The 18,736-nt window shown below is 55.3% G+C and carries 19 protein-coding genes and 1 tRNA gene; 16 read left to right on the forward strand and 4 right to left on the reverse strand.

Annotation, left to right across the window (positions count from 1 at the left end; genetic code table 11):
• Window positions 1-188: 188 nt before the first annotated feature.
• The 6 genes from eno to L0H14_RS08025 all read left to right on the forward strand — a co-directional run bounded on the left by eno (window position 189) and on the right by L0H14_RS08025 (window position 6,995).
• The gene (gene eno / locus L0H14_RS07995) at window positions 189-1,469 is read left to right on the forward strand and encodes a phosphopyruvate hydratase (RefSeq protein WP_301417267.1); all 1,281 of its coding nucleotides are present in this window, start codon (window positions 189-191) and stop codon (window positions 1,467-1,469) included.
• A gap of 204 nt (window positions 1,470-1,673) precedes the next feature.
• Entirely contained in the window at window positions 1,674-2,390 is a 717-nt protein-coding gene (locus L0H14_RS08000; RefSeq protein WP_301417269.1) for a septum formation initiator family protein, read from the forward strand.
• A gap of 9 nt (window positions 2,391-2,399) precedes the next feature.
• The gene (locus L0H14_RS12525; protein WP_336621687.1) at window positions 2,400-3,992 is read left to right on the forward strand and encodes a DUF501 domain-containing protein; all 1,593 of its coding nucleotides are present in this window, start codon (window positions 2,400-2,402) and stop codon (window positions 3,990-3,992) included.
• Between the two features lie 2 nt (window positions 3,993-3,994).
• Window positions 3,995-5,338, forward strand: coding sequence for a S8 family serine peptidase (locus tag L0H14_RS08015; RefSeq protein ID WP_301417270.1), 1,344 nt, complete (start codon window positions 3,995-3,997; stop codon window positions 5,336-5,338).
• A 50-nt stretch (window positions 5,339-5,388) separates the two neighbouring features.
• Window positions 5,389-6,795 carry an NAD(P)/FAD-dependent oxidoreductase gene (locus L0H14_RS08020; protein WP_301417272.1) on the forward strand — a complete coding sequence of 469 codons (1,407 nt, stop codon included), beginning with the start codon at window positions 5,389-5,391 and terminating at the stop codon, window positions 6,793-6,795.
• 126 nt (window positions 6,796-6,921) lie between these two features.
• Window positions 6,922-6,995 (forward strand) — tRNA-Leu (locus L0H14_RS08025).
• A 51-nt stretch (window positions 6,996-7,046) separates the two neighbouring features.
• Here the strand turns inward: L0H14_RS08025 and L0H14_RS08030 are convergent.
• Complete coding sequence (locus L0H14_RS08030) at window positions 7,047-8,144, reverse strand: acyl-CoA dehydrogenase family protein (protein ID WP_301417274.1); 1,098 nt, start codon at window positions 8,142-8,144, stop codon at window positions 7,047-7,049.
• A 192-nt stretch (window positions 8,145-8,336) separates the two neighbouring features.
• Here L0H14_RS08030 and L0H14_RS08035 point away from each other — a divergent pair, with 192 nt between their 5' ends.
• From L0H14_RS08035 to ilvA, 5 genes are all read left to right on the forward strand, one after another.
• Window positions 8,337-8,732, forward strand: coding sequence for a thioesterase family protein (locus L0H14_RS08035; protein WP_301417276.1), 396 nt, complete (start codon window positions 8,337-8,339; stop codon window positions 8,730-8,732).
• Between the two features lie 112 nt (window positions 8,733-8,844).
• Window positions 8,845-9,708 carry a 3-hydroxyacyl-CoA dehydrogenase family protein gene (locus L0H14_RS08040; protein ID WP_301417278.1) on the forward strand — a complete coding sequence of 288 codons (864 nt, stop codon included), beginning with the start codon at window positions 8,845-8,847 and terminating at the stop codon, window positions 9,706-9,708.
• A gap of 511 nt (window positions 9,709-10,219) precedes the next feature.
• Window positions 10,220-11,113 carry a Bax inhibitor-1/YccA family protein gene (locus tag L0H14_RS08045; RefSeq protein WP_336621686.1) on the forward strand — a complete coding sequence of 298 codons (894 nt, stop codon included), beginning with the start codon at window positions 10,220-10,222 and terminating at the stop codon, window positions 11,111-11,113.
• A gap of 144 nt (window positions 11,114-11,257) precedes the next feature.
• On the forward strand, window positions 11,258-12,451 hold the full coding sequence (locus tag L0H14_RS08050; RefSeq protein ID WP_301417282.1) for an AI-2E family transporter: 1,194 nt from the start codon (window positions 11,258-11,260) through the stop codon (window positions 12,449-12,451).
• 67 nt (window positions 12,452-12,518) lie between these two features.
• A complete protein-coding gene (ilvA, locus tag L0H14_RS08055) occupies window positions 12,519-13,775 on the forward strand; it encodes a threonine ammonia-lyase (protein ID WP_301417284.1) in 1,257 nt (418 codons plus the stop codon).
• Here ilvA and L0H14_RS08060 read toward each other — a convergent pair.
• The 3 genes from L0H14_RS08060 to L0H14_RS08070 all read right to left on the reverse strand — a co-directional run bounded on the left by L0H14_RS08060 (window position 13,772) and on the right by L0H14_RS08070 (window position 15,687).
• Window positions 13,772-14,434 carry a hypothetical protein gene (locus L0H14_RS08060; RefSeq protein WP_301421623.1) on the reverse strand — a complete coding sequence of 221 codons (663 nt, stop codon included), beginning with the start codon at window positions 14,432-14,434 and terminating at the stop codon, window positions 13,772-13,774. The two genes, ilvA and L0H14_RS08060, sit on opposite strands and share 4 nt — an antisense overlap.
• 122 nt (window positions 14,435-14,556) lie before the next feature.
• Complete coding sequence (greA, locus tag L0H14_RS08065) at window positions 14,557-15,045, reverse strand: transcription elongation factor GreA (RefSeq protein ID WP_301417288.1); 489 nt, start codon at window positions 15,043-15,045, stop codon at window positions 14,557-14,559.
• Between the two features lie 156 nt (window positions 15,046-15,201).
• Window positions 15,202-15,687, reverse strand: coding sequence for a DUF4307 domain-containing protein (locus L0H14_RS08070; RefSeq protein ID WP_301417290.1), 486 nt, complete (start codon window positions 15,685-15,687; stop codon window positions 15,202-15,204).
• 88 nt (window positions 15,688-15,775) lie between these two features.
• On the opposite strand from L0H14_RS08070, the gene mca reads away from it, so the two are divergent.
• The 5 genes from mca to L0H14_RS08095 all read left to right on the forward strand — a co-directional run.
• On the forward strand, window positions 15,776-16,735 hold the full coding sequence (mca, locus tag L0H14_RS08075; protein ID WP_301417292.1) for a mycothiol conjugate amidase Mca: 960 nt from the start codon (window positions 15,776-15,778) through the stop codon (window positions 16,733-16,735).
• A 7-nt stretch (window positions 16,736-16,742) separates the two neighbouring features.
• Window positions 16,743-17,114, forward strand: a complete 372-nt coding sequence (locus L0H14_RS08080; RefSeq protein ID WP_301417294.1) for a hypothetical protein — start codon at window positions 16,743-16,745, stop codon at window positions 17,112-17,114.
• A gap of 36 nt (window positions 17,115-17,150) precedes the next feature.
• Window positions 17,151-17,924, forward strand: a complete 774-nt coding sequence (locus tag L0H14_RS08085; RefSeq protein ID WP_301417347.1) for an isoprenyl transferase — start codon at window positions 17,151-17,153, stop codon at window positions 17,922-17,924.
• 70 nt (window positions 17,925-17,994) lie between these two features.
• A complete protein-coding gene (locus L0H14_RS08090) occupies window positions 17,995-18,516 on the forward strand; it encodes an A24 family peptidase (RefSeq protein ID WP_301417296.1) in 522 nt (173 codons plus the stop codon).
• Between the two features lie 39 nt (window positions 18,517-18,555).
• Window positions 18,556-18,736 (forward strand): FAD-dependent oxidoreductase (locus L0H14_RS08095; protein WP_301421624.1); only part of this gene is annotated, 181 nt, incomplete at its 3' end.

Below are 18,736 nucleotides of genomic sequence, written 5' to 3' on the forward strand. Positions count from 1 at the left end.
TACAGATCTATTCGTTGTCGAGTAGCTGATGTGTGATGTTGAAAACAAAGCAGGCGGTATGAGGCAGCACGCCTGCCATATCCTCACAAAATATCCGCAAGGTTGTCGGCAGTCGATACACTAGGGTTTGACTGTATGTCAGAGGGCACCCAAACGGTGACCGTACTTTTTTCAAGGAGATTGCACTCATGGCTTTTATTGATGCCATTCATGCTCGTGAAATTTTGGACTCGCGCGGCAACCCAACCGTTGAAGTTGAAGTGCTGCTCACCGATGGTTCTCTGGGACGCTCCGCCGTTCCATCAGGTGCATCGACCGGTGAATTCGAAGCTGTAGAGCGTCGTGATGGCGACAAAGACCGCTACCTGGGTAAAGGTGTCCTGGGGGCAATCGAATCGGTGAATACCCTGGTTGCCGATGCGCTCTATGGCATCGATGCCACCTCGCAGCGCGACGTCGATCAGGTCTTGTTGGATCTGGACGGCACCGAAAATAAATCCAGTCTCGGCGCGAATGCCATCCTGGGTGTCTCCATGGCTGTAGCTAATGCTGCCGCAGCCTCAACTGACCAGCCACTATTCAAATACCTTGGTGGTGCCAACGCACACGTGCTGCCAGTGCCGATGATGAACATTCTCAACGGTGGCGCACACGCAGACACCAACGTAGATATACAAGAGTTCATGGTCCTGCCAGTTGGCGCTGCATCATTTGCTGAAGCACTGCGCTGGGGTACCGAAATTTATCACAGCCTCAAAGCCGTCCTCCAGGCCAAAGGCCTGGGCACCGGACTCGGTGACGAGGGGGGCTTCGCACCCGAGCTTGATTCGAACCGCCAGGCTCTTGAGGTCATCGTCGAAGCCATCGAGAAAGCCGGTTACACCGTGGGCGACGACATCGCACTGGGTCTCGACGTGGCTTCCTCCGAATTCTATAGCGATGGCGCATACACCTTCGAAGGTGAAAAGCGTGACGCCGCCGCCATGATTGACTACTACGCGCAGCTAGTCGAAGACTTCGCAATCATCTCCATCGAAGATCCACTAGATGAGCAGGACTGGGACGGCTGGACACAATTGACCGCTAAGCTCGGCGATAAAGTTCAGCTGGTTGGCGACGATCTGTACGTCACCAACGTCACTCGTTTGCAGCGCGGTATCGACGAAGCCGCTGGTAACTCGGTCCTGGTTAAGGTCAATCAGATCGGCACTATGACCGAAACCTTCGAAACGATTCGTTTGGCTCAAACCCATACGTTTGCCTGTGTCATCTCACACCGCTCAGGTGAAACTGAAGACACCTTTATTGCAGACCTGGCCGTTGCCACCAACGCCGGTCAGATTAAAACAGGTGCACCAGCACGATCGGACCGTGTAGCGAAGTACAACCAGTTGCTGCGCATCGAAGAAGAACTCGGCGACACGGCCCGCTACGCCGGCGCCGCAGTATTCTCGCGGCTCGCTCGTTAGGACGCCCAGATTACGACACCGCGGCTGGAAAACCCTCCGGCCGCGGTGTTGGTCCGTTAACAGCACATAGCAATTCTGAACGCTGACTGAGAATACCTAGTACATACGGTGTTGGAGTCCGCCGATCCGCCCCGGTGGCGTCTACACTAGTTAGACTGTAACCAGCTGCTGGGAGGTGACGATACGGTGCCGAAGAAACCGCGCATGCCAAAAAATGTTCCGCCGGAAAAGCCGACGCAACATACGCCGGAAGAAGACGCCGCTGACGACGCAGTCATCATTGACGCACCCGCGTCCGTCACCAAAATCACCTCCGAGCGTGGGGCAAGGAAGCAATCTGGTAAACGGGAACGCACCGTAGAACCTGCGGCTGACGAGGAAGTGCAACCGGCGCCGCGTTCTAAAATGCGCGAACGGCTGTTAGCTTCGTCGAAAACCACCAAGACCCAATCGAAACGGCGCAAAGCCAAGCGGATCGATGACGATATTTGGGATCGAGCAGATCGAGCTGCATCGTTCGACGATGACCCCGAACCAGCCCGCCAATTTTCGGGACGCGCCGTCGCTCTGCTCGCTGTCTTGTTTATTGCCGCGTTAATCATGGCCCAACCACTGCAACTGTTATTAGAGCAGCAGGCCGATATCACGCACGCTCAGCAGCAGTTGAAACATGAAACGGACCGCCAGCAGGAGCTCGAAACCGAGCTGAAGCGCTGGGAAGATCCCGCGTTCGTGCAACAGCAGGCCAGAGAACGCTTTAACATGGTGATGCCGGGAGAGCGGAAGTACCTGGTACTCGATGATGAACAAGAAGATAGATTAGCGGAGTCCGAACCCGGGGTTGCTCCGCTCGATGAAGACGTTGAAATGGGCTGGGCCGACCGACTCTGGGGTTCAGTACTGTCATCCGGTCAGGAATAAAGGAAGCACGTGACCAACCAGAAGCAACCAACCGCCCAAGATCTTGACACCCTCTCCCGGCAACTGGGGCGCCCCGTCCGTGACGTCGCCGAAATCGGTGCCCGCTGTGTTTGCGGTAACCCACTGGTGGCTACGACCGCACCGAGACTCAGTAACGGGATACCTTTTCCCACCACGTTTTATCTGTCTCACCCGCATGCCACCGCAGCTGCTTCTCGGTTGGAGAACGCCGGGGTTATGGACGATATGACGCAACGACTGGCAAGCGACGCAGAGCTGGCCGAGGCCTACCGTGCCGCCCACGAACAGTACTTATCGGCTCGCGCCCGCATCGGTGAATCAGCCGGCGTTGGACCCGTCCCTGAAATTGCCGGAGTCACGGCCGGTGGGATGCCCGAACGCGTCAAATGTGTGCACGTGCTGGTTGGCCATGCACTGGCGGAGGGACCGGGAGCCAACCCGCTGGGTGACGAAGCTCTAGCCATGATGCGTGAAGAATTTGATCCGACGGTTTGCCGCTGCGACGGTGCTTGGAATACCGAAGGTGACGCCCCACAGAAAGACCTCTCGCGGCACACGCGTCGTCTGCGTCGGGCAGGTAAGACCAATCCGATGCAATATGACGATGCCGGAACGGGACCTGTTGCGGCCATTGACGCCGGTACAAATTCGGTGCGCTTGCTCATCGCACGCGAAACCGAGGACGGTGTCCAAGAATTACACCGGGATATGCGTATCGTGCGCCTTGGCCAAGGTGTTGATGAAACAGGCGAGTTCGCACCGGAGGCACTGCAACGGACTTTTGCTGCCGTAGATGACTATGCTCGTGAAATCACCCGCCACGGCGCACACCCAACACGTTTCATCGCGACGTCGGCATCCCGCGATGTCTCAAACCGGGATGAATTCGTCTCTGGCATCCGCCAACGACTCCATGCGACCCCCGAAGTCGTCAGTGGCGAAGTTGAGGCCCAACTAACCTTCTCCGGTGCGGTATCCGCGCTGGGCACCTCGCGCTGGGACCGCCCCGTCCGTGTAGCGGTGGTAGACCTGGGCGGGGGATCCACCGAAATTGTGCTGGGAACCATCGACCCTACCGATGGCACCGCGCATATAATGGCGCAAACCTCGATGGATGTTGGCTGTGTGCGTTTCCATGAACGCTACCAATTCGACGACCCGCCAACGCAACAACAGATCACGGCGGCCCAGAACGATCTTGTACAACGACTGGCCGAACTGGATCCGGATGAATTCGATTTCACAAACTTAGATGCCGTCGTTGGCGTGGCGGGTACGATCACCACCATTACCGCGGCAGCGCTGGGCCTTGATACTTATGATCCTGTAGCGATTCACGGTGCAGAAATCGATATTGAACAGTTGACCGAAATCTCTCAAAAACTGACCGGTGAAACCACCACCGAGCGCAGTCGGTACGGGTTCATGCATGAAGGTCGCATCGATGTAATCGGCGCCGGAGCCGTCATCTGGGCCCAACTGCTGGACCACATCCGCACAGCCACGAACAACACCGTGACAACGGCCATCACCAGTGAGAAAGACATCCTGGACGGCATTGCCCTGTCACTTCTGAGGTAACGATGTACAAAAAGGCACTTGCCGGGTTCACCGGTATTGCGCTGACCGTGTTATTTGCAACACCCGCGGTTGCGGATTCCTGGCGAGATGAACAGTACTGGTTGGACGACTATGGTTTCACCACCGCGTGGGAGACTTCCCGCGGCGAGGACGTTACCGTCGGCGTGATAGACACCGGTATTGATGATTCGCATCAAGACCTCTCTGGGCAGGTTGTTGGTGGTTATGATGCGTCCGGTACCGGAGAAACCGACGGCACCACGTCCATGGGCCCGGATCCTAATCATGGGACCATGGTCGCGTCGTTGATTGCTGGACACGGCCACGGTGATCCACCCGAAACTGAAGATGAAGACGACTCCGAGGACGAAGATTCCGACGACGACTCAGATGATGAAGCATCTGAGGAACCAGAGGAAGTTGCCCCCATTGATGAATACGGCACCGATGGGATTTTAGGTACCGCACCAGAAGTCGAATTGCTTTCTGTTTCGGTCTTGCTGGATGACACCGTGCAAGGCGTTCCCTCGGTCGACGAACAAATTGCCGACGGCGTGACCTGGCTGGTTGACCAAGGAGTCGACGTCATCAATATTTCCCTGGCTTCAACAGAACAAGACTGGCCGGAATCCTGGGACGATGCCTTCCTGCACGCTGAACAAAACGATGTCGTTGTGGTAGTTGCTGCCGGTAACCGCGCCTCTGGTTCTGAAGTGGTCGGTGCGCCGGCCACCATTCCAGGTGTGCTCACCGTTGCGGGTCTGGAAGAAGACGGCAGCGCGTCCTGGGATGCCTCCACCCAGGGTATTACCATTGGTGTCGCCGCGCCTGCAGATCCGCTGATTGGTGCTGTTCCAGGTGATGAGTACGCCGAATGGTCGGGGACCTCGGGTGCCGCCCCTCTTGTTTCTGGTCTTGCCGCAATGATCCGGTCAGAAAACCCCGATATGCCCGCCCATCAGGTCATCAACCGCATCCTGGAAACCGCCGAAGATACCGGTGATGCAGGTCAGGACAAGCTTTACGGTCGCGGTATCGTCGATGCCCACGCGGCGCTGACCGCGGACGTCGAACAGACCAATGCCAATCCGATGGGGTCCATCCAGGAGTGGATCACGATGCACCGGCGCGGCGAAGTTGAAGACACCAGTGGCACTGATGAGGACAGGGAAGTCGCTGGACCGGTCGAGTACCCGAGCGAACCACCGGTCGCTTCAGATCAGCCAGAAGACACCAATATTGTGCAGCCAATCGTTGTGATTGGGTTTGGCGTCCTGTTTCTGGCTGCCATTGTGGCCGTTATATTTTTCCGTCGGAAACGAACTGGTCAACAGACCGACTCGTGACTTTGATAAAAACTTCACAAACTTGATCCGACCCTACTAAGGTGGTGCCCATGGCTATTACTCCACATCTATCTCCAAAACCTCGCGTCCTCATTGTTGGCGGTGGTTACGGCGGTTACAACGTCGCTAAGCGCCTCCAGAAGAAGATTCGCGATCGCGGCGGCATCGTCACCGTGGTCGATCCAAACTCCTACCTGACCTACCAGCCCTTCCTGCCAGAAGTTGTTGGTGGTTCCATCGAGGGCCGTCACGCACTCGTTGACCTGCGCAGCCACCTGCGCCAGTCGGAAGTTATCCAGGGCAAGGTCGTTGAAATTCAGCACGCCCAAAAAACAGCAATTATCGAAGGACCAGAAGGCGTCACTTTCGAATTGCCGTACCAGGATGTGATCGTCACCGCAGGTGCCGATTCACGTGTCTTCCCAATCGAAGGCCTTGGCGAAGCCGGTATCGGTCTCAAACGCATTGAAGAAGCCGTGTACCTGCGCAGCCAAATCTTGGAACGCATCGAATCCGCAGCCCTGATGACCGATGCTGACCAGCGTCGTCGCGCGCTGACCTTTGTTGTGGTCGGTGGTGGCTTCGCCGGTGCAGAGCTCATCGGTGAAATTGAAGACCTAGTGCGCACCGCGATTTCGAAGAACCCGCGTCTGGCACAGTCTGATGCACGCATCGTGCTCATCGAAGCCATGGGACGCATCATGCCTGAGGTCACCGAAGAGCAGGCTGAATCGGTGGTCGAGGAATTCCGTTCACGCGGTATTGAAGTCCTGCTGAACACCTCGCTGTCTTCAGCCGTTGATAACCACATGAAACTGGTCAACATGTCGGACCAGTCCGATGCTGGCTCCTTCTACGCTGACACTCTAGTGTGGACCGCTGGTGTTGCAGCTAACAAATTGGCCCGTTCCACCGACTTCCCGGTAGAGGATCGCGGCCGCATTGAAGTGACCCCAACCCTGCAGGTGTCTGACGGTGAAGGTGGCGTGGCCGAAGGCGCATGGGCCTGTGGCGACGTTGCAGCCGTCCCAGACCTGACCGGTGACGGTCCAGGTGGCTTCTGCGTACCGAATGCGCAACACGCCGGTCGTCAGGCGACCCGCCTGGCGGACAACCTCATGGCCGTGCGTTTCGGCGAAGGGGCCGTTGAAGAGTACTACCACAAGTCCCTCGGCACAGTTGCCGGTATGGGTGTTGGTAAAGGTGTTGGTAACCCACTGGGCATTGAACTTTCCGGTGTTGCCGCGTGGCTTGGGCACCGCGTTTACCACAACTACGCACTACCAACCTTTGAGCGCAGCTCACGCGTCCTGGGTGGCTGGATCAATGAGCTCATCTGGGGCAAAGACACTACCCAGCTGAAAGAACTTGAAACCCCGCATAATGCTTTCCGTGAAGCAGCAGGTCTCGAGCGTATTCCAAGCAGCTTGGAAGCCAAAGCATCGCAAGATGCCTAAGCATTAGCTGACACGAGCATCGCGGTCCACTGAACAATTGGTGGACCGCGACGCGCGTTCGGACCGAACGATTCGGATTTTGTGCTCCACGACAGGAAATGCGCTAAACTCGAAATGTTCGATTTAGCCTCCGTGGCCCAATAGGTAGAGGCAAGCGACTTAAAATCGCTGTGTTATGGGTTCGAGTCCCATCGGAGGCACGAACACCCAAAGCCCCTTCGTCCCAAAATTCTTGTGACGAAGGGGCTTTGTCATGCCCGAGCTAATTCCCACCGAAGCTGTGTTTCAGATGGCGCTTGTAAGGGGATGAACGTTGCTTCCCGGTATCGACGATTTGTGTCTGAAGTCTTGATGAATCCCGTGCCGCCGGCGGTCTTCAATTCTAACGTCGATAGCTGTCCGGCTAATTGGCCGGCTTTCAGTCGTAGTGCTAAGACATCACGCGGATTGGGCGGCTGATCTGTACCAACGCGTGACGCAAGCTGTATCAGCTGCTGTTTCGTCATGGCTAGCTGCTCGCCGTGTTCTTGAATTTCAGCGAGCAAGACCTTGTTGAAGCCTGTTGCATTGTGCAGAGCCTGTTCGTGGGCTGCAGTGGCTAACCCTAAGCACAAGCTGGCCTGCAAAATACTCAGCGTGGGCCGAGTCTGTTTCAAAAAGGTTGAGAAGTCGCTAGTCAGTATCTGGTCTGGTCTGATTTTGACATCGTGAAGTGTCACATAGGTGGAGGCGGTGCCGCGCATGGCCAGAATCTCGAGTTGTGGACCAATCTGCACGCCCGGTGCATCCAGTGGAAACGCGACCACGACCCCACCCTGCGCGCCGTTATGCTCGGTTGTGTCCGGACCATAGGCTGGTGCAACCGCTATGGCGTCGGCATACAGATTAGACGCCCAACCGATGCGACCCGATAGGTGTAACGTGCCGTCATCAGCCTGGGACAGCCGTAGGTCGAGGTTCCCAGCTCCTGCAAGCGATTTATATCCCGGAGCCATTGCTGACGCGCCCGGTGTGGTGCCGGCACGTAAAGCGGGAAGCACAGACTGTGCATAGCTGCCACCAGAGAGTTCTAAGAATTCGATCGCCATGCGATGACCCCATAGACCAAATGGGACACTCAGTGAATATCGGGCCAGGGCTTCCATAACAGCAGCTTGTTGTACCAGCCCGCCACATTTGTTCCTTGGCGCCCCGAGATGGATAAGTGACTCAGCGGCAAGCTGGGGAAGCGCGTCGCGTGCAGCTATGTCACCGGCGTCAACGCTTTGGGCATTGTCTGCTGTCCAACGGCGTAGCGTTTGAGAGATTTCTACGTGAGCCATGGTGGGCCCAGTTGCTTCCGTTTCCACGCTGACCTCTTCTTTCGGATGATAGTTCGCTCCCCATCGTAACGGAGCGGCAAACGCGCAGATCTTGGTCAGACTGAAGGTAGTTCCCAATGTAGGGAATACTTTAGAATATGTTCGTTCGAGGATCGCGACTAGTAATTTTGGGTCGTAGTTGGTTTCATGGATCACTGACTACCCACAGAAGGAGCCACTTTGCTCACGGCAACTATTCGGCCAAGAATTGATGACCTCGGCCCGGTCGGACATATTCACAACACTGTTTTACCAGCATGGTTCCAGCAGGCCAGACAAGAACTCCTCGATGCTTTTCAAGATCCACAGGCAGTTCTCCTGGCGCCATTGATGATCAAGGAATACACCGTCACATTTCATCGCGAACTCGTGTTGGCGCCGGACGTGGAAGTCACCATTGAGGTGGAGCGCATTGGTAACAGTTCGTTTAGCCTGCATGAACAAGCGTTCCAATCGGGCCACCTCAGCGCAGAATCACGGGTTGTATATATTTATGTGGGATCGGATGGCCGACCTGCGCCCATCCCCGAAGATCGCAAAGCACTCTTGCTCCAGCACAAATCCGTCGGTGAGTGACCGTATTGTTCGGCCTGTTTGTCAGACAACGCTCAGTTTTTGAAGTGTTGCATCAAGAGTCGGTTCGTAGAATGATGCTCGAAGAATTGATAGCGAAAGAAGGAAAAGCCATATGAAAGAATCCGCAATCACGGTTATCGGCGGCGGAACGATGGGTCGCGAAATAGCCTTCGTCACAGCGATGAGTGGTTTTCACACTTACCTGGTGGACGTCGAGGAACGCGTTCTCGATACCGCACGCGAACAGCTCAAGAAGTCCACCACTCGTTTGATTGAACGTCAGCGTATGAGCGAAGAAGCCGTCGACGCCGGTTTTCAGAATCTCGAGTTCACGACCGATCGCGATCACGCAGTGCAAAACTCTTCTTTTGTGATCGAAGCGATCGTTGAAGATCTCGAGATCAAGCAACAGCTCTTCGCAGAACTTGACGCTGTCGCTTCACCGGAGACCGTACTGGCCTCCAACTCGTCGTCGATTGTTTCATCGAAGCTGGCTCAGGGTCTGAAGCACCCCGAGCGAGTGTGCAATGTGCACTTCTTCAATCCGGTCCTGCAGATGACCCTGGTTGAAGTCGTCGGGGGAGAGCACACGAGCAAGGACATCATGAATCGTTCCATGGAATTGGCTAAAGCCCTGGGCAAATCTCCGGTAGTGGTTGAGAAAGAGATTTTCGGTTTCATCGTTAACCGTATTTTGATGGCCATCGTTGGCGAAGCGTTGCATCTCTACGACGAAGGCTACGCTTCGATTGAAGACATTGATACCGCAGTCAAAGAGGGTCTGAGTCACCCAATGGGACCATTTACTCTCATGGATCTGGTGGGCGTGGATATCAACTACGGAATCCAATCGCTTGCTGCAGCTGAACCCAACGATGACCTCGTCAAAGAAGTTAGCCCCGTTCTGGCCAAACTCGTAGATGAAGGCAATCTGGGTCGTAAGAGCGGTAAAGGATTCTACGACTACAGCAAGTAGCTTCTAGCACGTATACAGGGTCTCACAGCAGCTAAGCGCTCACGTGAGACCCTGTTTTTTCATGCAGGCTCGTTGTTTGCACTGGGGATTCTTCGGGGACTGGGCAGCAGTCGGGCGCGTTATACGAATGCGACCACAGAACCCCGTAGACCGCGCCAAGGATTGCCAGGACTAAAATGATAATGGGCCCTATATATTGTGGGAATTTTGACTTCCGTTCCGGGCCGCTGCTGTGCTGAGTCAAGGTGTTCCTTCGAGACGATGAATGCCTGGCAAATGTGCTGTAGAGGTCTCCAGCGTGCTGGTCTGCAACTCGCACGCAAGGAGACGAACAGTCACGCCATCAGCTTACGGGTTTCATACACCATATAAATAGTGACTTGCAGGGTGAATTCTTCGCAAAATCACGACGCATTGGTGTGCAATGCCCAGGTTGTCCCATTAGGCTAGGGAAAGATTGTGATATGCCCGCTGAACATCTAGTCGGTGGGATTGTCGAGAAAGGATGGGCATGCCCAACCCCGTATTCCGTTCAAAGGCTTTTCAAGGCCCTGTTCAGCAGGCCAAGCAAGAGCAGCACGCCGGCTATCAGCAGGCACAGGGCTACCGGCAGCAGCCATACGGCGCAGCAGGTCAGCCGGCCGCTGGTCATCCATCGCAGGCCAGCCCTGCAAACACCATGAGTTCGGACCAGCTGTCCCAGATGTACCAGCAGCCCTCGGCTACCGCAGCCGACACAGGTCGTATGACCTTTGGCTCAGTGATCAACCGTACAAGCCTCGTCTTCTTGATGATCGTGGCAGGTGCAGTTTTCGGCTGGACGTTCGCTAACCCAGTCAATAACGCTGGTATCTACTTCATCGCGCTCGCAGTTGGTTTCGTCTTCGGACTGATCAACGCGTTCAAGCGAGAGCCCTCACCAGTCATGATTTCCATCTATGCGGTTGCACAGGGTGTTTTCCTCGGGGGAATTTCCGCGCTGTTCGAACTGCAGTGGCCCGGCATTGTTTTCCAAGCCGTTCTTGCAACGCTTTCAGTATTCGCTGTGGTGCTGGCACTCTTCCGCTCGGGGAAGGTTCGCGCCACCCCGAAGATGAACCGTATCTTCATGATTGCCATGGTTTCCTACCTGGTCTTTAGCCTGCTGAACTTCGTACTGATGATTACCGGCGCTATCGATGGCATGTTCGGTCTGCGTTCCGGTTGGCTTGGCATCGTCATCGGCCTGCTGGCCGTTGTCATGGCCTCGTACTCTTTGGTCATGGACTTCACTTCGATTGAAGAGGGCGTGCGTGCAGGCGTACCAGAGCGTTACTCCTGGACTGCTGCCTTTGGTCTGGCTGCAACCATGATCTGGTTGTACATTGAGATCCTGCGCATCTTGGCAATCTTTAACCAGGACTAAGTGACCCTCGCGTTTGCACAGTTCTATCTGACAACGGTGGCCGGTTCCCTCGTGGACCGGCCACCGTTGTATTCTGAGAGAATATAGCTTTTCGTCGAGAGCTCGAGGATGGCCCTCGACAGTAGCTGGATAGAAGGAGATTGCTTGACCACCCCACCAACCTCATCGGCTGACCAGCCAGCATCTGAGGCCACTAAGCCCAAGACTTCACTGTCAGCGCGTGTTCAAGAAAAGCTCGCGGCAGATTTGCCCTATGGCGTGGTCGTCGCTGCTGCATGGTCCTGGCGGATGCTGCTGATCATCATCATGAGTGCGGTGGCTATCTGGCTGTTGTCTCATATCTCGCTGTTGATCATCCCGGTCCTCGTTGCAGCATTGCTGGCTACACTGTTGCAACCAGCGCACAGGTTCTTTCTCAAGCTCAAAGTTCCGGCGGTCCTCTCTTCGTTGCTACTGACGGCAGCCTTGATCACGGTAGTCGCCGCCTTACTGACGCTAGCCGGCCAACAAATGGCAGTTGGATTCGCCACCATCCAGGTTTCCGTTGCAGCGGGAGTTCGAGACTTTATTGCTTTGATTGAATCGTGGGGCCTGTCGTTTGAGGCTCTGGATTACCAAGAGCTGCTGTCAGATCTAGGACAAACCGTGCAGGAGAACTCGGGCGCTATTGTTTCGGGAGCTCTAGGATTCGGGTCTACCGCAACAAACATCCTGGCAGGCTTCGCTATGGCCGTGTTCTCGTTGATTTTTTTCCTCAAAGACGGTCCAAGAATCTGGAGCTTCTTACTTAACTTTGTTCCAAAACATCACCGCAGAGCAGTTGATGGCGCAGGATACGCCGGGTGGGGGGCGCTAGGCTCCTATGTTCGAGTCCAGATATTCGTGGCATTTGTAGATGCCTTAGGCATCGGACTGGGGGCATGGTTACTCGGCGTGCCCTTGGCCATGCCACTGGGCGTATTAGTCTTTCTTGGATCATTCATCCCCATTGTCGGTGCGGTACTCACCGGTGCGGTCGCTGTACTGTTGGCACTAGTAGCCAATGACTGGGGCAACGCACTGCTTATGCTGGCAGTAGTACTCGGCGTCCAACAGCTGGAGTCCAATGTTCTACAACCCCTGGTCATGGGCAAGGCGGTCAACCTACACCCGCTTGCCGTATTCTTAGCCGTCGCTGCCGGTACCGCAACTATGGGGCTGATCGGTGCGGTCTTTGCAGTACCGGTTATGGCATTCATCAACGAGTTCGTAAAATACCTATCCCGGAAACCCTGGCTGAAGGATCCCGACTCCGGTCCCGTCGACCTGACCGACCCACCGACGACACAGTCGCCATAAAGCATTCCTGATCACCAGCCGACCGGTAGCGTGATCGTAGACGAATATTGTTGTGCAGGAGAAATAATTGCAAACTCGTGAAACCGGATTCCCAAACGTTCGATACGAAGATATCGAGGCAGCCCGCGAAACTCTCAAAGATGTCATCCGAGCAACCTCAATGGACCATTCACGTGCACTGGGCAGAATTGCCGGTTCAACGGTTCACCTCAAATGCGAGAACCTCCAGCGCGCTGGATCTTTCAAAGTACGTGGCGCCTACGTACATATGTCTTCTCTGACAGATGAGCAAAAAGCCAAAGGTGTGGTTGCTGCCTCTGCTGGAAACCATGCCCAGGGTGTTGCTCTGGCTGCCTCTAAACTAGGTATCGAGGCACGTATCTACATGCCGTTAGGCGCAGCCCTGCCGAAAGTTCAGGCAACCCGAGACCACGGTGCCACGGTGGTCCTAGCAGGCAATAATGTAGACGAAGCCCTGGAGCTAGCGGCACGGTACGCCGAAGAAACCGGTGCCACCTTTATTCATCCGTTTGATAACCCCCAGATTGTTGCCGGCCAGGGGACCGTTGGACTAGAAATCGTAGAGCAACAGCCGGACGTCGATACCGTGCTCCTGAGTATTGGTGGTGGAGGCCTACTGGCCGGAACAGCGATTGCCATCAAAGAGCACGCGCGTCAGCAGGGCCGTCACATCAATGTGATCGGTGTGCAGGCAGAAAAAGCCGCGGCCTACCCGCCGTCGTTGGTAGCAGGCAAGCCCGTGTCGCTCGACAACGTGGCAACCATCGCCGATGGCATCGCGGTCGGTAGGCCGGGCGAGGTACCATTTGAGATCATCCAAGAGCTATGCGATGAGGTCGTCACCGTAACCGACGACGAAATCGCAGCAGCCATCGTATTCTTACTAGAACGTTCAAAGATGGTGGTAGAACCCGCAGGTGCCGCCCCCGTCGCTGCATTGATGAACGGCAAGTTGCAAGAACTCGGCATTGAAACGGATTCCACCGTGGCTGTCCTATCGGGTGGAAATATTGATCCGATGCTCATGCTCAAGGTCATCCAGGTCGGTTTGAGCTCCGCTGGCCGATTCCTCACCGTCAAGATCGCGCTGCGTGATCGTCCGGGTGAACTACAGAACATTTCACGTATCATCGCGGAAAACGATGCGAATGTGACGCGTGTAGATCACTCACGTGTGGGGGCAGGACTCACCATGGGTGGAGTCCACATTGCTATCGACATGGAGATCCGTGGGAGAGGCCACTCCGAGCAGGTGCTTGAAGCACTGCGCGAAGCCGACTACGACCCCACAGTACAGCTCTAGGCTGGCGACTTCTCGGACAGTGCAACCAATTTGGACTGCTCCATCAGACCCGTCATCGACGAGGTGTCACGCACGAGTTGCGACACCACAGGGTGTCCCGATGGTGTCTGGTGGATCTGTTCGCTGAACTGTTGCATGGACCAACTCGGTTGTACAGAACCCAAGAGGAGTTTTGTAGCGTTGATCGCCTCGATAACTTCCAGCAGGATGCGGTCCTGTTTTGCGACGGAGCGTTGCCCTCGCAGTGCTAAGCCGAGATCATCAAGAACAGTGTCGAGCGCGTCGGTGGCTACCAAATCGTAGTTCTTGGCATCTTTGGTGAGTATGCCCTGACGCGCAAACTCCTCGAGTAGGCCCTCGGCAGGATCGAGTTTCTTGTTTCCGAGTGCGGCGGAGACCCGCTTGTCGTGGAACTTGCTGAGCTTCTGGAAGGCGCCATTGAGCCCCACAGCATCTGGGGTACGCGCTTCATCCACCTTGATCAGGGGATTTCCATAATCCCAAGCTTTAGTGGCATCCGCCGGAGCAAAAGATAGGGTTTCGGAGCGTTCAAATTCCAAGAGGGTCAGTGCCGTCCGTGCTTTGACGAACAACGACTCAACCCCGGTCAGAACTGAACGGTGGGGGACGGTGAGCAGCATAAATTTTTCGATGTTCAACACAACACCAGGCTAACACCAAAACAGGGTTTTAAGCCGCTAAAGGTGGCCTCCCAATTAAGGAAAGACCACCTTTACGCGATGTTATCTAATCGACGCGCTTACACGAGAGCGTCCAAGAATTAGGCGTCATACGGGGTGACGGACACCAGCTCTACCTGGATTTCATTGCCATTCGGCGCCTTATAGCTCACCGTATCGCCGGCCTTGTGGCCCTCGATTGCCGCGCCCAATGGTGAAGCAACGGAGTAGACTTCGGTGTTGCCGTCACCGGCGATTTCGCGAGAACCAAGGACGAACTTCATATCGTTGCCCGCAAGCTTGCATTCGATGAGCATGCCAGGTTTGACGATGCCATCATCGACTGCTGATTCGCCAACTTCGGCGTTTTCTAGCAACGCTTTGAGCTCCTGGATACGACCTTCATTTTTGGACTGCTCTTCACGAGCAGCGTGGTATCCGGCGTTTTCACGCAGGTCGCCTTCGTCACGAGCCGCCTCGATACGGTCCACGATTTCTTGACGGTATGGACCGGAAATTTGGTCGAGCTCATTTTTCAACCGGTCATAGGCTGCTTGCGTCAGCCATGGTGTGCCGTTGGTTGTGGCCATTCCGGCCTCCTTACTTTCTCATTCATCAAACTAAAAGCCCCGTGGCACCAAGTATGTGCAAACGGGGCGACAGTTCTGGAATATACCGGTGCTCATCATAGCACCGAACAGATCGTCAATAGCAAGAGTTCAAGCTCTGCACTATGCGTTCACAGGCTAGTAGTCTCGGAGGTTTGTCAGGTTCGGGGCATCTTCGTCCTCGACGTACCAGCAGTTTTCAACCTCACCGGATGAACCCAACTGATCGGTACGAATATCGGCGTCATAATATTTCGTTAAGTCTCTACCAGCCTGGTCAGTGTCATCTTCTGGACCTATGACGACGGTTCGATACCCGGCAACCGCTGCATTATCTGAGAGGATGCGGACGGCACATGCCACGGTTTTTTCTGGTTCCTTGGTGACTTCGAACTCTACCCAGGCAGAAGTGTCATCATGAATCTGGTAGCCAACACTCTTATAAGCCAACATACTTGAGCTGCCAGAAAAAGCGAACCAAAAGGTCACCACTACGGCCGCAAGAAGGGCAATAATAGCAATGATACGTCCGGTTTTTTTCGAGACGCGAGACTTTTTGGTGCCACCATATCGGGTAGCTACACTGTTGTCGGCAGACGCTGCCTGATTCGAGATGGCATTCATATCGAGTTACAGCCTAATACAGCCCGCGCCGCCGTCCGAATTCTGTACGCCGTAAGCCCCAGAACTTAGCATGCAAGGAGTCCACGCCATGTCGTCTAATCCACAGCTGCCAGCTGTCACCGACTCAGGTCTACCTGATTCTACGGGGCTGCGGTTATTGGCCGTTCACGCCCATCCTGATGATGAAGCCTCAAAAGGTGCAGCTACGATGGCCGCCTACGTTCACGCAGGGGCACGTGTCATGGTGGCCACTGCCACCGATGGCGCGATGGGGGACCTCAACAACCCGTATTACGGTGAACCAGTTCGTGTTGAGCGTGACATTACAGCCGTCCGATTTCATGAGATGGCCGAGGCCGCACGGATTTTGAACATTGAGCATCGGTGGTTGGGATTCCGCGACTCAGGGTTTCCGTCAGGGGATCCTATGGATCTGCTTGCTCCTGGGTCCTTTGCTTCCATACCCCTGGAAGATGCGACGGCACCACTGATGCGCGTGATTCGCGAGTTCAAACCTCATGTTTTGGTGACCTACGACGAAATCGGTGGCTACCCACACCCTGATCACCTGCGTACCCATGCTATTTCTATCGAGGCCTATGAGAAATCTGGTGATCCGGATGCCTATCCTGGCACCGGTGAACCGTGGGAAATATCTAAGCTCTACTACGATCGGGCATTCAACCCGGAAAAGATCCGAGCCATTCACAACGCGATGTTGGAAAGCGAAATGGACTCCCCGTATGCGGACCGCTTGGATTGGTATGACCGGGTTGCTGCAGGCGAAGAGGATCCGGACGCTTGGCGTCTGACCCATCACGAAGTCACCACCCAGATTAAAACCGATGCGTTTCTGGAATATCGTGACGCGGCTTTGCGCGCCCACCGTTCGCAGGTGGATACCCATGGCGGGTTTTTCTTTACGCCAAATGAACTCTTGCGCAAGCATTGGCCTTGGGAAGACTACGTACTCATTGATTCCAAGGTTGAGACGAGCAAGCCCGAAGATGATTTATTCGCCGGGCTACGAGACACACCGCTAGACTAAGGCCACCATGTTCTACACGATTTTACCCACCGCGGTCATAACCGGCGTCCAAGATCCGACCCTACGTGAAGGGCTCCGCGATGAAGACGTCACGCCCGGCATCTTGGGATTCCTGGCAACGTTTGCGTTCGTGTTGGCGGCGATCGTAGTCTTCCGCATCATGATCCGACAGATTCGTCGCGTCAAACTGCGTTCCACCACAGCCGAAGACATGCTAGTAGAACGCAATCAACCGCACTTGGAAGACGAAGAACGTGAACGTTCTGAGATTGACGACCTTGCGCAAAGTCAGAGTGACCTCTTACGCAGGAAGTACCCCGGCTACCTAGACATGCCAATGCTGGAAGCCAAAGAGCCCGATTCCGGACGCAACGACTAGGTACGGTAGCGCATGGCCACATCTGTATTCGGCGCACTGCGAGTCCCTGACGTCGTCTATCGGTATTACGAACGTCGACTAGCACGCAGCCTCACGAAAGCCCAACTACCAGGACATATCGGTGTAGTGCTAGACGGCAATCGACGCTGGGCTAAACAAACTGGCGCCTCCACCGCATACGGGCATCAAGTGGGTGCCGAAAAGATCCACGAATTCTTGCACTGGGTTGCAGAATTCAACATTCCTGTGGTCACCTTGTATATGCTTTCGACGCAAAACCTCAACCGGGATAAAGCTGAGCTCGAACCGCTGATACGGATCATTGCTCAGACCCTGCGTCAGCTAGGTTCCGGTTTGAATGATGGTACGCAGCTCAAAGTCCATCCCGTGGGCGATCAGCGTATCCTTCCCGAGGCACTGGCCGATCTGCTGAACGAAACCGCAGACTCCACACGGCATAATACTGGCCTCCATGTGAACGTGGCCATCGGTTATGGTGGCCGTGAGGAAATTGTCGACGCCGCAAAATCTTTCCTGACAGATACATCCGAGCTTGGTTACACGTTAGATCAAGCCATCGAAACCCTCGACGTTGATGCCATTTCTGACCGTCTCTACACTCGTGGTCAGCCCGACCCGGATCTAGTGATCCGCACATCGGGTGAGCAGCGGTTGTCGGGATTCTTGATGTGGCAGTCGGCGTATTCAGAGTTCTACTTTTGCGAAGCACTCTGGCCTGCATTCCGCCGGGTGGACTTCATCCGTGCACTTCGCGATTACGCCACTCGTAATCGACGCTACGGCTCCTAACAGCTCGATTCTCCACAGCTAGCTGCGACACACTGAACTCCAGAGCGTGTGATTCGCTAATGTGTCTTGCGTGACTCAGCTGCTAACCGAACACTTCGCATCCTCTGCCGCCTCGCCTTTAGCGATGCTTCTGCTGAGTTGTGCGCTGCTCTGGTTTCTCGTGTGTTCAACCGTCCTGTTTGTCATTGACGTTCGAGAACATCGGTTACCCAACCGTTGGACCGGGCTGCTGTTCATCGGTGGGGCGTGCCTATTGCTTGCCACGACTTTGACAGCCCCCGATGATTCAGTATTTTCTAACCGGTGGCTCATGATCCTGGGTGGCTCGGCCGCCTACCTGCTAGTGATGTTCGTGCTGCATTTGCTAACGCGTGCCGGACTTGGCATGGGAGACGTGAAATTAGCGGCTGGATTAGGACTGTATACCGGCTTCATTGGTTGGGAAGCAGTCATTGCAGGTTTCGTACTGGCGTTCCTGGTGGGCGGGCTCCAGGCCGTTTATCTGGTTGTGTTCAAAGGGGCGAAGAAAAACACGCGCATCGCCTTCGGTCCGGCCATGCTCGTAGGCGGTTTGCTTACCTTGTTGATGTAACGAATAGACTCGCAGTAATCTTCAGAAAGGCTAGGGCCAGTGCGTATTGCAGTGATTGGCGCCGGTATCGCCGGTCTTGTATCGGCCTGTAGTTTGCAGCGTGATGGTCACGAGGTCACCGTGTACGAACAGCGCGAACACCCGGGGGCTGACGGGGCGGGGCTTACCCTGTTTGGTAACGCGTTTGAGGCGTTGTCTGCTGTGGGTTTGTCTGACGTCG

The sequence above is a fragment of the Yaniella sp. genome (assembly GCF_030453185.1).
Taxonomy (GTDB): Bacteria; Actinomycetota; Actinomycetes; order Actinomycetales; family Micrococcaceae; genus Yaniella.

Bases quoted from the DNA above. Each gene is read 5' to 3' on its own strand.
- L0H14_RS08080 (WP_301417294.1), top strand. From the start codon at position 16,743: ATGTTCTACACGATTTTACCCACCGCGGTCATAACCGGCGTCCAAGAT.
- L0H14_RS08015 (WP_301417270.1), top strand. From the start codon at position 3,995: ATGTACAAAAAGGCACTTGCCGGGTTCACCGGTATTGCGCTGACCGTG.
- mca (WP_301417292.1), top strand. From the start codon at position 15,776: ATGTCGTCTAATCCACAGCTGCCAGCTGTCACCGACTCAGGTCTACCT.
- L0H14_RS08040 (WP_301417278.1), top strand. From the start codon at position 8,845: ATGAAAGAATCCGCAATCACGGTTATCGGCGGCGGAACGATGGGTCGC.
- L0H14_RS08020 (WP_301417272.1), top strand. From the start codon at position 5,389: ATGGCTATTACTCCACATCTATCTCCAAAACCTCGCGTCCTCATTGTT.
- L0H14_RS08070 (WP_301417290.1), bottom strand. From the start codon at position 15,687: ATGAATGCCATCTCGAATCAGGCAGCGTCTGCCGACAACAGTGTAGCT.
- L0H14_RS08000 (WP_301417269.1), top strand. From the start codon at position 1,674: ATGCCAAAAAATGTTCCGCCGGAAAAGCCGACGCAACATACGCCGGAA.
- L0H14_RS08045 (WP_336621686.1), top strand. From the start codon at position 10,220: ATGCCCAACCCCGTATTCCGTTCAAAGGCTTTTCAAGGCCCTGTTCAG.
- eno (WP_301417267.1), top strand. From the start codon at position 189: ATGGCTTTTATTGATGCCATTCATGCTCGTGAAATTTTGGACTCGCGC.
- greA (WP_301417288.1), bottom strand. From the start codon at position 15,045: ATGGCCACAACCAACGGCACACCATGGCTGACGCAAGCAGCCTATGAC.